10 protein-coding genes are annotated in these 14,404 nt (G+C 68.5%); 2 read left to right on the plus strand and 8 right to left on the minus strand.

The window, feature by feature from the left end:
- A partial coding sequence (locus IT540_RS00705) for a CarD family transcriptional regulator (protein WP_291171902.1) occupies positions 1–2,171 on the minus strand: 2,171 nt, incomplete at its 3' end.
- A gap of 174 nt (positions 2,172–2,345) precedes the next feature.
- Positions 2,346–2,609, minus strand: coding sequence for a succinate dehydrogenase assembly factor 2 (locus IT540_RS00710; protein ID WP_291171905.1), 264 nt, complete (start codon positions 2,607–2,609; stop codon positions 2,346–2,348).
- A gap of 168 nt (positions 2,610–2,777) precedes the next feature.
- On the opposite strand from IT540_RS00710, the gene recG reads away from it, so the two are divergent.
- The gene (gene recG, locus IT540_RS00715; RefSeq protein ID WP_291171908.1) at positions 2,778–4,889 is read left to right on the plus strand and encodes an ATP-dependent DNA helicase RecG; all 2,112 of its coding nucleotides are present in this window, start codon (positions 2,778–2,780) and stop codon (positions 4,887–4,889) included.
- A 179-nt stretch (positions 4,890–5,068) separates the two neighbouring features.
- Here the strand turns inward: recG and IT540_RS00720 are convergent, their stop codons facing one another.
- The 6 genes from IT540_RS00720 to glmU all read right to left on the minus strand — a co-directional run bounded on the left by IT540_RS00720 (position 5,069) and on the right by glmU (position 13,128).
- The gene (locus tag IT540_RS00720) at positions 5,069–6,103 is read right to left on the minus strand and encodes a phenylacetaldoxime dehydratase family protein (protein ID WP_291171911.1); all 1,035 of its coding nucleotides are present in this window, start codon (positions 6,101–6,103) and stop codon (positions 5,069–5,071) included.
- A gap of 149 nt (positions 6,104–6,252) precedes the next feature.
- On the minus strand, positions 6,253–7,170 hold the full coding sequence (locus tag IT540_RS00725; protein WP_291171914.1) for an AraC family transcriptional regulator: 918 nt from the start codon (positions 7,168–7,170) through the stop codon (positions 6,253–6,255).
- Positions 7,171–7,202: 32 nt separating this feature from the next.
- The gene (locus IT540_RS00730; RefSeq protein ID WP_291171916.1) at positions 7,203–8,018 is read right to left on the minus strand and encodes a DUF502 domain-containing protein; all 816 of its coding nucleotides are present in this window, start codon (positions 8,016–8,018) and stop codon (positions 7,203–7,205) included.
- A gap of 88 nt (positions 8,019–8,106) precedes the next feature.
- Positions 8,107–9,699 (minus strand): SPOR domain-containing protein, encoded by a 1,593-nt coding sequence (locus IT540_RS00735; RefSeq protein ID WP_291171919.1) that lies wholly within the window; start codon positions 9,697–9,699, stop codon positions 8,107–8,109.
- A 120-nt stretch (positions 9,700–9,819) separates the two neighbouring features.
- The gene (glmS, locus tag IT540_RS00740; RefSeq protein ID WP_291171921.1) at positions 9,820–11,640 is read right to left on the minus strand and encodes a glutamine--fructose-6-phosphate transaminase (isomerizing); all 1,821 of its coding nucleotides are present in this window, start codon (positions 11,638–11,640) and stop codon (positions 9,820–9,822) included.
- Positions 11,641–11,769: 129 nt separating this feature from the next.
- Entirely contained in the window at positions 11,770–13,128 is a 1,359-nt protein-coding gene (glmU, locus tag IT540_RS00745; RefSeq protein WP_291171923.1) for a bifunctional UDP-N-acetylglucosamine diphosphorylase/glucosamine-1-phosphate N-acetyltransferase GlmU, read from the minus strand.
- Between the two features lie 303 nt (positions 13,129–13,431).
- Between glmU and IT540_RS00750 the strand changes: the two genes are divergently transcribed.
- Positions 13,432–14,265: a hypothetical protein gene (locus tag IT540_RS00750; RefSeq protein ID WP_291171925.1), complete on the plus strand. Its 834-nt coding sequence runs from the start codon at positions 13,432–13,434 to the stop codon at positions 14,263–14,265.
- The last annotated feature ends 139 nt before the right edge of the window (positions 14,266–14,404 follow it).

Genomic DNA, 14,404 nt, shown 5'->3' on the forward strand with positions numbered 1-14,404 from the left:
AGCGCATGCGTGCCGACCACGATGTCGATCATGCCGTTCTTGAGCCCTTCCTTGACCGCCGTGAGGTCCTTGGCCGCGACCAGCCGCGACGCCTGCGCCGTCTTAATGGGCAGGCCCTGGAAGCGCTCGCTGACCGTGCGCGAATGCTGCCGCGCCAATAGCGTCGTCGGCACCACGATAGCGACCTGCAGCCCGTTCATGGCCGCAACATAGGCCGCGCGCAGCGCCACCTCCGTCTTGCCGAAGCCGACGTCGCCGCACACGAGGCGGTCCATGGGACGGCCCGACTGCAGGTCGGCCAGCACCGCGTCGATGCTCGCCGCCTGGTCCTCGGTCTCCTCGTAGGGAAAGCGCGCGACGAACTCGTCGTAGCCCGCCGGCGGCGCAAGCACAGGCGCCTCACGAAGCTGGCGCAGCGCCGCGATCTTGATCAACTCGCCGGCCATCTCGCGCAGGCGCTTCTTGAGCCGCGCCTTGCGCGACTGCCACGCCACGCCGCCGAGCTTGTCGAGCTGCGTGTCGCCGTCATGAGAGCCGTAGCGCGACAGAAGCTCGATGTTCTCGACCGGGAGATACAGCGTATCGCCGCCCGCGTACTTCAGCTCCAGGCAGTCGTGCGGCGCGCCGAGCGCCGTGATCGTCTTGAGCCCGTGGAAGCGGCCGATGCCGTGGTCCGCATGCACGACGAGATCGCCGACCGAGAGGCTCGTCGCCTCGGTCAAGACATCGGCTGCGCGCTTCGCCTTGCGCCGCGGCCGCACGAGCCGGTCGCCGAGGATGTCCTGCTCGGCGACGACGGCCAGCTCGGGCGTCTCGAAACCCTGCTCAAGGCCGAGCACGGCGAGCGCCGTCACGCCGGGCTCGAGCGCCAGCGCCTCGACATAACCCTCGACCTTGGCCTGCGCCTTGAGCCCGTGGTCGGCGAGCAGCGAGGCAAGCCGCTCGCGCGCGCCGGGCGTCCACGCCGCGACGATGGCGCGCCGCTGCGACGCCTGGATCTGCTTGATATGCCCCACGACGGCGTCGAACACGTTCGCATCTGGGTTCTGCCGCTCCGGCGCGAACGAGCGCCCCATACGGCCGCGCCAGGGCCGCACACCCGCTCCGTCCGCCACCTCGAACGGCGTCAGCCGCACGACCTTTCGCGACGCCAGCGCCCGTCCCCACTCCGCAGCGTCGAGGAACATCATGTCCGGCGGCACCGGCTTGTACGGCGGCGCGCCGAAGCGCTCGGCCTCGAGCCCTTCCGTGCGCGCGAGATAGTGCTCGTTGACCTGGTCGAAGCGATGCATGACCGCGTCGTCCACGAGATGATCGAAACTGATCGCCGCGTCGCCCGTGTAGTCGAGCAGCGTCTCGAGCCCATCGTGGAACAGCGGCAGCCAGTGCTCCTGGCCCGCGTAGCGCCGGCCCGCGCTGACCGCCTCGTAGAGCGGATCGTTACCGGTCGCGCCGCCGACCAGCTCGACGTAGCGCGCACGGAACAGCGCCGTCGCCGCCTCCCCGAACGCCACCTCCGACACCGGCATCAGCACCAGCTTCCTGAGCGGCTTCGCCGTGCGCTGCGTCTCGGCGTCGAACGCCTTGATGCTCTCTAGCGTGTCGCCGAAAAAATCGAGCCGCACCGGGTTCTGCCGCCCGGGCGGAAAGAGATCGACGATGCCGCCGCGCACCGCGAACTCGCCGGGCTCCATCACGGTCCCAGTGCGCGTATAGCCCGCCAGCGACAAACGCTGAACGAGCCGGTTGAGGTCGACCCGCTGCCCCGGCGCGATGCTCTTCATGGCGCTGCGGATGAAGCTTCGCGACGGCACCCGCTGCAGGATGGCATTGACGGTCGTGAGCACGATCACCGGCTCGCTGCGGCTCGCAAGCGCCAGCCGCGCGAGCGTCGTGATGCGCCGCGCGACGATCTCGGCGTTGGGGCTCACACGGTCGTACGGCACCGTATCCCAGGCCGGAAACGGCACGACGCGCACTTTCGGCGCGAAGAAGCGGAGCTGGCCCTCGAGCGCCTCCAGTCTCCGGTCGTCCCGCGCGATATGCACGATGAGGCCCTGGCGCGCGCCGTCCGCCGCATCCTCGACGAGGCGTGCGAGCACGAGCGCGTCGAGCCCTTCTGGCACGCCCGTGAAGGTCAGATCCGCCCGCTCGCTCATGACCTCAGTCATATCCCACAAATTCCATATCGACGTGTCCGTGGCCCCTGGGTCCCGGCTCTGCGCGGCTTGGCCGGGATGACAGGACCGGCCGCATGTTCAACGTGTCATCCCGGAAAGGCGAAGGCGCAAGCCGGAGCCTTATCCGGGACCCGGGGCGTACGCACACCGCTCCCGAGCGGCACATCACGCGAGCCCATGGAATCTGCGGATCTCCGCCACCACGTCCGCGAACTCCCCCTCCGCATCGGCCGACGGCACTAGCAGCCAGGACTGGATCTCGGGATCGGTGATCGCGAGGAACCGCTCGAAGCGGTCGAGATCGGCCTCCGTCATGGCCGAAAGGCGCGCCTCCGCGTAGCGCCCGACCAGAAGATCGAGTTCCTTCGTCCCCCGATGCCCCGCGCGCCACGCCGCGCGCCGGCGCCGGACCTCGATATCCTCGCTCATGACCAGAAAACCGGTGCGGAATGGCCGGGCCGCGCTTTGCTTCACCCGTGATGGGATGTCATATAACGCCCTCTCCGGGGCCTGTCAGCCCATGCGGACGGCCGCGGCCGATCCGCATCGCCGCAGGCCGGTTTTCAGACGCGTCCCAATCAGCACCCGCCGGACCATATGCGGCCCAACGAGCTATCACCCCTGTTCGCGTCGGCCGATGTCCTGAAGGGCGTCGGCCCGCACATCGTGACGCTGCTCAAGAAGGCGCTCCACCTGCCGCCGGGCGTCACCCAGCCGCGCATCATCGACCTCCTCTGGCACCTGCCGACGGGCGTCATCGACCGACGCGCCGAGCCCACTGTGGCCGCCGCCATCCCGGGCACCATCGCCACCCTCAAGGTGCGCATCCTGAAGCATCGCCCGCCGCCGCGCGGCAACACCAAGGCCCCCTACAAGGTCGCCACCGAGGACGAGACCGGCCGCCTCGACCTCGTCTTCTTCCGCGCCGAGCGCTCGTTCGTCGAGCGCCAGCTCCCCGTGGGCGAGGAACGCTACGTCTCGGGCCGCATCGAGCGCTACGGCGAGACGCTGCAGATGGCGCACCCGGACTATATCGTCGCCCCCGAGGCGCGGGGAGATCTTCCGCTGCTGGAGCCCGTCTATCCGCTGACCGGCGGGCTTTCGGGCAAGGTGCTGCTCAAAGCCGAGCGGCAGGCGCTCGAGCGCGTGCCGGCGCTGGCCGAATGGCAAGAGCCCGCCTGGCTGAAGCAGCGGGGCTGGCCGTCGTTCGACGAGGCGCTGCGGCGCCTGCACCATCCCGACGACGCAGCTGACGTCTCCGCCGGCAGCACACCGCTGCAGCGCCTCGCCTACGACGAACTGCTCGCCAACCAGCTCGCCCTCGGCATCGTGCGCGAAAGTTTCAAGGCCCAGCGCGGCCGCCCCGTTAAGGGTGACGGCCGCCTGCGCGAGCGCATCGTCGCCGCGCTGCCCTTCAAGCTGACCAATTCCCAGCGCACGGCTCTCGCCGAGATCGAGACCGACATGGGCGCCCCGCGCCGCATGCTGCGCCTGCTGCAGGGCGACGTCGGCTCCGGCAAGACGGTCGTCGCCCTGCTCGCCATGACGACCGCTGTCGAGGCCGGCGCCCAGGCGGCGCTGATGGCGCCGACGGAAGTGCTCGCCCGCCAGCATGCCGAGACCGTCGCGCCGCTGGCCAACGCCGCCGGCCTCACCATGGGCCTCCTTACCGGCCGCGAGAAAGGCCGCGCCCGCGACGAGATCCTGGCCCGGCTCGCCTCGGGCGAGATCGACATCCTGATCGGCACGCATGCGCTGTTCCAGGAGGACGTGGTCTTCCGCGACCTCGCCTTCGCCGTCATCGACGAGCAGCACCGCTTCGGCGTACACCAGCGCCTCGCCTTGCAGAGCAAGGGCAACGGCGGCGCCAACATGCTTGTGATGACGGCAACGCCGATCCCACGCACCCTACTCATGACGCACTACGGCGACCTCGAGGTCTCGCGCCTGACCGAGAAGCCCGCCGGCCGCAAGCCCATCATCACCAGGCAGATCTCGACCAACCTCATCGAAAAGCTGATCGCCCGCGTCAAGGCGCAGCTCGCCGAGGGCGCGCAGGTCTACTGGGTCTGCCCGCTGATCGAGAGCTCGGACGTCTCCGATCTCGCCGCTGCCGAGGAGCGCCACGCCCACCTGACGCAGGTTCTGGGCGGCGGTGTCGGCCTGTTGCACGGCGGTATGAACGCCACCGCCAAGGACGCCACCATGGCCGCCTTCGCCGACGGCAACCTGAAGGTGCTGGTCGCCACCACGGTAATCGAGGTCGGCGTCAACGTACCGAACGCCAACATCATGGTCATCGAGCACGCCGAGCGCTTCGGCCTCGCCCAGCTCCACCAGTTGCGCGGACGTGTCGGCCGCGGCAGCCGCGAGAGCTACTGCATGCTGCTCTACCAAGAGCCGCTGACCAGGACCGCCCAGGAGCGCCTTGCCATGATGGAAAGTACGGAAGACGGCTTCCTCATCGCCGAGAAGGACCTCAAGCTGCGCGGCGGCGGCGAGGTTCTGGGCGCGCGCCAGAGCGGCGAGGCCGAGTTCCGCGTCGCGGGCGCGGCGGGCTATGCGGAGCTGCTGCAGGCCGCCCACGACGACGCGCGCATGATCCTGGCCTCCGACCCGCACCTCACCACGACGCGCGGCGAGGCGCTACGCCGCCTGCTCTACATCTTCGAGTGCGACGAGGCCATCCGCCTCTTCCGCGCCGCCTGACCTGATGCGGAAATGTGTCTAGACCCCGACCTCCGCCGGGATGACGGAGGAATTGAGCCGGCGGCGCCCCCAACTCCAACGTGATGCCGGCGGAGGCCAGAATCCAGACACGCGAGAAACGGGCAAAAAGAGCTCCGTCCATCACCGCGGCATACGTTACGTGCGCGCCACCACATCGCTCAAGCGTTGTGCATCAGCCCCGTGCCGGGATGGCAGTTGATGTACTCGTATGTCTGCGCCGCCGCATCGAGCACCGACACCTCATGATAGAGCCGCAGACTCGGCACGTTCTGCGCAAGCTCGACGAACGTCATGAAGATCTTGAGGTGCGTCGGATGCGACTCCGCCCAGCGCTCCATGTCGGCGAGCGAGCGCCAGTGGCTGACGCCGAAGCTCTTGTCGATAGGCCGTCCTTCCGCATCGGTGATCTCGACATACCGGTTGCTGTAGCAGCCGATGGCCTGACCCTGATCGCGCAGGAATTCCATGCCGGCCCGCAGCGTCGGCTCGATCTCGTCGAGGTAGACGCGCCGCTCCTCATCTGCGGTATCCGTCCAGTCCTGGCCCGAGCGAATGACAGCGACATTCTTGTGTCCGGACACGACGATGCGGCCTTCCGACGGCTTCTGCCGAGCAAGCGCACCGGACGGACTCATGGCATCCGTCTGCGACAGCGGGATCCGGTCCCGCATCGAGCCCCAGTAGCCGTGCTCCTGGATCACGTCGCTCATGCCACCCATGACCACGCCGACGCCCTCCAGGTGATCCGGCGTACTGTAGGCAGTCTCGAACTGCTCGATACGCGGCTTCAGAACTTCGCGAAAATACCCGACTCCGTCCTTGAGCCTGTCGTCCGACTGCCACCAGCCCGTCACGTCGCGCCTTGCCTGCCAGCGGTCGAACGCCTCCGGTGCACTCCAATAAACGATGGCGAGGCGATGATACGCGCCGGCGCCGTCGACAAAGCGCGCATAGTCGACATGGTTGGGCCCATCGGCCCCATCGAAAAGCGATCGCATGTCGTTGAAGGCCGCATCCGCGCGCGGATTTCCGCCCTCGTTCGCGCTCTGCACGCCGAAATAGCCCATGACGACCTGCGACACGGTCTCCGCCGTTCGCGCCGACCACGCGGGGTAAAGCGGCGCATAGTCGTCGTCGATGCGCCGCGTACGCGTGCGCGGGCACACCAAGTGCCTGGCGATTGATGATTCCATAAATGCTCCTCCCGAGAGCCGCACCGTGCCTCTTGATTGGGCTTTTGTACCTGCGGCGGGAGGAAGAATAACCCGGTGCGTTACCGGACGATTTTCACCGTCTGCGCGACTCTATTCCGATCCTGTGAAAGTACGGGAATCAAGCGCCGTTAGTCGCGCTCCGGCAGCAGGCGAGGATTTGCCTGAGCCCGGAACTCGCCGGGCGTCACGCCAACGGCCCTGTGGAACGCACGCGTGAAGTTGGACTGCGAGGAGAAGCCGCTCGTATGCGCAATCTCGGCCAGCGAGAGCACGCCGCCCGCAAGCAGTTGCTGCGCCCGGGCCAGCCGCTGCCCGGCCACGAACGCGTGCGGGCTCTGCCCGGTGGCTGTCTTGAAGCTTTTCGCGAAGTGCGCCGGGCTCATGCAGGCGACGCTGGCGAGATCCGAAACCCCGAAAGCCTGATCGATATGCGCGTCGATATAGGCCATCACGCGTAGAAGGCGGCGCCGATCAAGCGGCCGCTCCCGTGACGCCGGCAACCGCATGCGAACGTCCGTCGCGCTGTACGTCCGGACGAGGTAGGCGGAGAGCACGGTGCCGAGAGCTTCCATCAGCAGCCGCCCCGCCGACGTCTCGGCCGTCAGCTCGCGATGAACCTGCTGCGCGATCTCCACGACAAGCGCATCCTGGGCGACCGCCTCGTAGCGCAGCTCGACGCGGGCGGGATCGAGGTCGAGATCGTTGAGCAGCGTCTCAGTCAGGGCTTGGCCCGGCAGAAAGATGTGGAGGCACTCGTCGGCACCAGAGTGCGCATTGACATACTCTTCCTCGATGCCGGCGGGGCAGAGCCACATCGTGCCGGGGCGTGCGTGCGTCCGTTGCCACATGCCGGCCCCCTGCCGCTCGACAAGCGTCTGGCCTCTGAGCAGCACGGCCACCTCGGTGTCGCGCGGTAGGATGGACGGTAGCTCGCCTGCGGCATGGCACCAGCGCTCGGCGAGCATGTTGCCCCAGCGCCGGCCCACCGAGCTACTGAGCATGTGGCTGTGCACATATTTGTCCGCGGAATGGCCCGTCACCGTCATGGCTCGCCTCCTCCACGCGGCTACGCTGTCGCCTACGTCGTCCCGCCCGGCGGAGTCAGCGGCGGCCGCTTGCTCTCCGTGCGCACCGCCCGCTCGGCGAGCTGCCTGAGGCGCGCCTCGTAGTCCGGCACCACCATGCCGGCCGACATGATAATCTTCGCCGCGTCCTCGACGCTCATCTTGAGGAACGTCACGTCGCGGCGCGGCACGAAGCAGACGAAGCCGGTCGGCGGCACGACACCCGTCGGCATGAAGACGGTGACCAGATCCTGCTCGCCGCCGGGCTGCGTGACCGAGATCTCGCCGCTGGTCTCGCCGGTCACGAGAACGATCGACCATAGCCCCTTGGACGGGAACTCGATCATCCCGACTTTCTGAAATCCCTGCTGCTTGCCGCTGGCCGTTGCCGCGACCAGCGACTCGAAGAACTGCTTGAGCGCCCGGTAGACGTTGCGCACGACAGGCATGCGGTCGAGCGCCATCTCGCCGAACGAGATCAGCGAGCGCCCGAGCAGGTTGGCAGCGAGCGCGCCGGTGAGCGTCAGGAACAGGATGCCGAACAAGAGCCCGATGCCCGGCACCGCGAACGGCAGGTAGGTGTCGGGCAGATAGACGGCCGGCACGAACGGCTTCAGCCACGCGTCGGTGACGTTGATCACCCACCAGATGATGTAGATGGTGAGCGTCACCGGCCCGACGATGATCAGGCCCGTCAGGAAGTAGTTGCGCAGCCGCGCACCGATCCTGAGCGGTGCGCCGTCGTCGGTGGCCAAACGCTGCAGGCCGGCCGAAAGGCCGCCGTCGTCACCGGTCTTGGGCTCGGTGTTGCCGGGAGGAATATCGGTCATTGCGCGGCTATCGTGGGGCTCCCGCTGCCCCCCGTCAACTCCCGGCCCCGCGGCAGGCTAGGGACGCGACGCTCCCGCGCCGCCTCCGCTACTGGGTGACCACGAGGCAATCGAAGCCCTGCGGCTTCAGCGTCGTGCAGAGCTGATTGGGCTCCTTCGCGTTGGTGTAGGGCCCCAGCCTCACGCGATAGAACGTGCCCATGCTGCCGATCACGGCCTCGTCGATCTCAGGCGTCACCATGCCGTCCCGCACCGGCGGGTAGCCGTGCAGCGTCTGCGCCAGCCGCTCGGCCTCCTCGCGCGAGCGCACGGCGGCGACCTGGAGCTTGTACTTGCCCGCCACTCCCGACGCCGCCACCTTGATCGGCTGCTGAGGCGCCGCGCCACCGGCGGAGCCCCAGGGCAGCTCATCCGGCGGCGACGATGCCGGCGGCGAATCCGGTCCCCGCTGCACCATCGACGACGTCTGCGCCGTCACCACCGTCGTATCCGATCCCCAGGTGCCCGGCTGCGGGGTCGATCCCGTCGTCACGGCAGCGGAAAGATCCGTCGTCGGCGCGGCGCTCGTGCCCGAGCCGAAGATGTTGCCGAAGAAGTTGCTCACCGCCGTGCCCGTGCCGGCCAGCGGATTTCCGGCGGCGGCCGGCGCGGAGGAATCGGCCGGAGCGCCCATCGGGTTGATGCCCGTGTCGGGTGCTGACGGCGGCGCATAGCTCGACGCCAGCGGCTGCGCGACCGGCGCCTCGCTGACGGCAACCGGTGCCGAGGCCGTCTGCGTGTCCCATGCCATCGCCGGAGCAGCGGCCGGAGCCGACTCGGCGAGCGTAACGCTGCCCTGCCCCTGGGAGGCGGCGGCGAACCCTGGATCGCCCGCGAAGCCGGTGGCCGGCACAGCGGCCGGGGCCGCCGCTGCCTGCTCCGGCTGCGACGAGCCCGTCAGCGACGGGAGAAAACTCCAGAATGACGACTGCTGGGTCTGCTGCGGCTGATCGGCCTGCGCGGGCGCCTGCGTGCTCTGCTCCGGCTGCGAGGATCCGCCCGTGAGCGAGGGCAGCGTCGGCAGCGAGGGCATCGAGAAATTGCCCCAGAAGCCTGGATTGGTGACATGCACGACCTGCGCACCGGTCGTCGGCGCGGGCGTCCCGGCCGCGGTCTTCGAGCTTTGATCGAGCGGCGCGGCGCCGATCGGTGGCGGCGTGTCGCCGAGCCCCGCCTCGCGATAGGCGAGCTGGCGCTCCTCGGTGGCCTTGGTCTTGTCCGCCTCGGAGAGACCACCCTTGAGCCAGACGGCCGTCGTCAGGTCGGAGATCGCCTGCGCGGGTTTCCCGAGGCGGCGCGCGGCTGCGCCGCGCAGATAGAGTGCCCGCGCCATCTGCGCGTTGGGAAGCCCACCACCGGAGAGCGCGACCGAAAGCTGCTGCTCGGCCCCCACCATGTCGCCGGACTCGAAGGCTCGGGCGCCGGCCGCATAGGCCCGCTGGATGCCGGCGGTATCCTTTTGCGCCGGTGCGTCCTCCTCGCCCTTCTTCTTGGCCTGAGCGAGTGCCTCCGTGCAGGGCAAGCCTACGAGACCGACCGCAAGAACGGCAGCCGCGAGCCGCGGCACCTTGCGCCACCCCCGTCCCAATGGTCGTGCACCCGTGCGTTGACCGCCCGAGCCGCCATGCGTCGCATTGATCATGCGCCCTGTGTTCCCTGCCGCTGTTAAAACGCAGCACCCCGCGATGTGGTTTAGGTCAATCACACGGAAGAGGCAAATCCGGGGCACTACGATGGCAGGGCTTATCCCCCCGTTGTCCCCTCATTCCACGGTGACGGACTTGGCCAGGTTGCGCGGCTGGTCTACGTCCGTGCCCATGAAGACGGCCGTGTGATAGGCGAGGAGTTGCACGGGCACCGCATAGATCAGGGGGTTGGTCAGCGGATGCGCCGTGGGCGGTACGATATGAGCCGCCAGCGCACACCCGATCTTTTCCGGATTAGCGTTGGAGATCAATATGATCTGCCCGCCGCGCGCCGCCACCTCCTGCACGTTCGAGACAGTCTTCTCGAGCAGGTCATCCTCGGGCGCCACGACGATCACGGGCACGTTCTCGTCGATCAGCGCGATGGGGCCGTGCTTGAGCTCGCCGGCCGCGTAGCCCTCGGCGTGGATGTAGGAGATCTCCTTGAGCTTGAGCGCGCCCTCGAGCGCGATCGGATAGCTCGACCCCCGGCCGAGATAGAGCACGTCGCGGGCCTTGGAGAGCGCCTGCGCCAGCTCCACGAACTGCTCCTCGTTGTGCAGCATGGAGGAGATGAGGCGCGGCACCTCGACCAGCGCCGTCACCAGCTCCTGCTCCTGGGCCTCGGAGATCACCCCCCGTGCCTTGCCGAGCGCGATGGCGAGGCAGGCGAGCGCGGCGAGCTGGCAGGTGAACGCCTTGGTCGAGGCGACGCCAATCTCCGGGCCCGCCAGCGTCGGCAGCACGGCGTCCGATTCGCGGGCGATGGTCGAGGTGCGCACGTTGACGATGGAGGCGATGCGCTGCCCGTTGGCGCGTGCGTACCGCAGCGTCGCCAGCGTGTCGGCCGTCTCGCCCGATTGCGAGACGAAGAGTGCAAGCCCGCTGTCCGGCAGCGGTGCCTCGCGGTAGCGCGCCTCCGACGCGACGTCGATCTCGACCGGCAGCCGTGCGTAGCGCTCGATCCAGTACTTGCCGACCAGCCCCGCATAGTAGGCCGTGCCGCAGGCGGAGATGGTCACGCGCGAGATCTTGGCGAGGTCGACGCCGAGATCCGGGAAGGCGACGCGTGCGTTCGCCATGTCGAGATAGTTCGACAGTGTGTGGCTGATGACGTCGGGCTGCTCGTGGATCTCCTTCGCCATGAAGTGGCGATGGTTGCCCTTGTCGACGAGCAGCGAACTCGCCACCGACTTGACGAGCGGGCGCGTCACGCACTCGCCCGCGCGGTCGAACACTTCGACGCCGGAGCGGCGCATCACCGCCCAGTCGCCCTCCTCGAGGTAGGTGATGGCATCGGTGAACGGCGCCAGCGCGATGGCATCGCTGCCGAGGTACATCTCGCCGCGCCCGTGCCCGATGGCGAGCGGGCTGCCCTGGCGGGCGGCGATCATCAGGTCGTCCTCGCCGGCGAAGATGATGCCGAGCGCGAACGCGCCCTTGAGCTTGCCGAGCGCGGCGCGGACGGCATCGATCGGCCGGCGCCCCTGGTCCAGCTCGTCGCTGACGAGGTGCACGACGGCTTCCGTGTCGGTGTCGGTCTCGAAGCTGTGCCCCTTGGCAGTGAGCTCCGCCTTGAGCTCGCGGAAGTTCTCGATGATGCCGTTGTGGACCACCGACACCTTGGCGCTCATGTGCGGGTGCGCGTTGCGCTCGGTAGGACGCCCGTGCGTCGCCCAGCGCGTGTGCCCGATCCCCGTGCGCCCGGTCAGCGGCTCGGAGAGAAGCCGCGATTCGAGGTTGCGCAGCTTGCCTTCCGCGCGCCGCCGTTCGAGGTGTCCGTTCTCCACCGTCGCGATCCCGGCGCTGTCATAGCCGCGATACTCGAGCCGCCTCAACGCATCGACGAGATCCGTCGCCACGGGTTTGCTGCCGAGAATGCCGACGATGCCACACATCCGTGCGCCCTTCGCTGCCCTGGAATGGAGAGGATTGATGATACGGACACTTTGATATTGCCCTACGAAAGCCGGGCCACGCTTTCAAATCAAAGAATATGTCGAATCTTAACGGATCTTACCGCCGTATTACTTGCCTTTGGCTGCTTTCCTGCGCGCCATCATGGTGCGGAACTTCAGCGCCCACCCGGGCCGCTCGTCCTGCGCGCTGCGCTCGAGCGCCAGTGAATCCGCGGCCACATCCTTGGTGATCACGCTGCCCGACCCGATGTAGGCTCCGTCGCCGATCTTGACCGGCGCCACCAGCGCCGAGTTCGAGCCCACGAACGCCCCGGCGCCGACCTCGGTCCTGTGCTTGAAGAAGCCGTCGTAGTTGCAGAAGATCGTGCCCGCGCCGATGTTGGCGTTGGACCCCACCGACCCGTCACCGAGATAGGAGAGGTGGTTGGCTTTCGCCCCGTCGCCGAGCGCGACGTTCTTGACCTCGACGAAATTGCCGATGTGCACGTCGCGGCCGAGCACGGCGCCGGGCCTGAGCCGCGCGAACGGTCCCACGCGCGCGCCGGCGCCCACGTGCGCCCCTTCGAGATGGGAGTTGGCCTTGATCTCCGCCCCGTCGTCGACGCGCACGCCGGGCCCGAAGAACACGTTGGGCTCGATCACGACGTCACGCCCGAGCACAGTGTCGAACGCGAGCCAAACCGTCTCCGGGGCAATCAGCGTGACGCCCTCGGCCATCGCGCGCGCCCGCGCCCGCCGCTGCCATAGCGCCTCAGCCTGGGCCAGCTCGCCGCGCGCGTTGACGCCGAGCACCTCGTCCTCGTCGCAAAGGACCACGGCGGCGCGGCCCCCGCCCGCGCGCACGAGCGCCACTGCGTCGGTGAGATAGAATTCGCCCTTGGCGTTGTCGTTGCCGATGCGGTCAAGCACGTCGAGCGGCGCGTCGAGCCGGAACGCCATCACGCCCGAGTTGCAGAGCCGCACCGCGCGCTCGGCCTCGCTCGCGTCCTTGGCCTCGCGGATAGCCTCCAGCGTGCCGTCCGCCGCCGTCAGCAGGCGCCCGTAGCTGCCGGGATCACGCGCCTCGAAGCCGAGCACGGCCAGCGCCGCGCCGCGGTCCAGCTCGCCGAGGAGCTTGCGCACGGTCTCCGGCGTGATGAGCGGCGTATCGGCAAACAGCACGAAGAGGTCGCCCGCATGTCCCGCGATCGCCTCGCGGGCGGCGAGCACAGCGTCCGCCGTCCCGCGCTGGTTCTCCTGCACGAAAACTGTCGCCTGCGGAGCCGCCGCCAGCGCCTCCGCGCGCACGGCCTCCATGCCGGGCCCCACGACCACCGCCAGCCTGTCGCCGCCGACGCCCTGGGCGAGCGCCAGCACATGCCCCAGCATCGAGCGCCCGGCGATGCGATGCAGCACCTTGGGCAGCTCCGAGCGCATACGCGTTCCCTTGCCGGCGGCAAGTATGACGGTGAGCAGCGGACGGCTCATGACGGAACCTTGAATCTGGAAAGCGCGAATCCGGGCCGCACGCTAGCCTTCCCCCTCTTCCGGCGCAAATAACCGCTGGCCGGCGGCGGCGTTGCTCCGGCGTCGCCAGGCGGCTGATTTCCCCAAATCGTCCACAGTTGCATCGGCCCGCAAAGTTGACCCCCTGGGGGCGACTCAGACACCACCGTAGCAAGGTTGAGGTCGCGTCGCCCGGGATCGTCGAAGAGGTCCGACGAAGGGTCCAACGCCCGGCTGCGGCGCGGTGAGATGCCTCCATATCAGTAGGGTTCCGGAAAGCAAATCATGTCCGAAAAAAGCTTGCCCCAGCCGAGCTCGCCGCTTGCCAAGAGCGGCAGGTTCACGCGCTACTCCCTGATCTGGGCCGCGGCGGCACTCGTCTCGCTCCTCTATCTGGTGCTGCTGGCCACCCAGCCGGCCCTAGTCGCCGACCTCTTGGGGGCGAGCACCGAGACCGCAGAGCATGACGCCACGCAGCAAGTCCTCGGCGAGACCGTGGCCGAGGTCCGCACGCTGCGCGACACCATCGACCTCTTCCGCAACGAGCTGATCGAGATCCGGGCCCAGGTCTCGAGCCAGAACGACATCGCGCGCGACCTCGCGACCCGCGTCGCAACCCTCGAGGCGGAGCCGGCCGAGCCGCAGAAGGTTGCCGCCAACGAGGCCGCGTCGAAGACCAAGGAGGCGGCCGCAGCTAAGAAGGCCGCCAAGGACGCACCTCCCGCCAAGAAGACGGCGAAGGCCGAATCCAACCTCGAGACCGGCAGCGTGGCGCAGCAGGCCGCCGGAGCGCCGATCACCTTCGGCCCGCCCGTCGTCACGCCGGCCGCGACCCCGCCCCCGGCGGCGCCGGTCAACACTCTTATCGGCGTGCAGATCGCCACCGGCCCGTCCGTCGACAGCCTGCGGCTGAGCTGGACGCTGCTCAACGAGCGCCACGGCGACACCTTCCGCTCGCTCCAGCCGCGCTACACGACGGACATGTCCGGCTCCGAGCGGACCTTCGATCTGATCGTGGGACCGGTTGCGAGCGTCGACGACGCCCGCCGGCTGTGCCAGGAGCTGGCCATGAAGGCAACGCCCTGCACCGTCAGCCGCTTCACCGGCGACGCGCTTTGATCATCCTCGCGCGCACGAGCGGCAAAGCACACGCTTTCACGGCACGCGGTCTTACAACCGCGTGCCGGCGCATCGGTCAAGAGTGATCTGCTGAACACGCGCACGAAGTTCCTGCCAGCGTAAAGATCGGGGACACTTG

The organism is Hyphomicrobium sp. (assembly GCF_020852195.1).
Classification (GTDB): domain Bacteria; phylum Pseudomonadota; class Alphaproteobacteria; order Rhizobiales; family Hyphomicrobiaceae; genus Hyphomicrobium_C.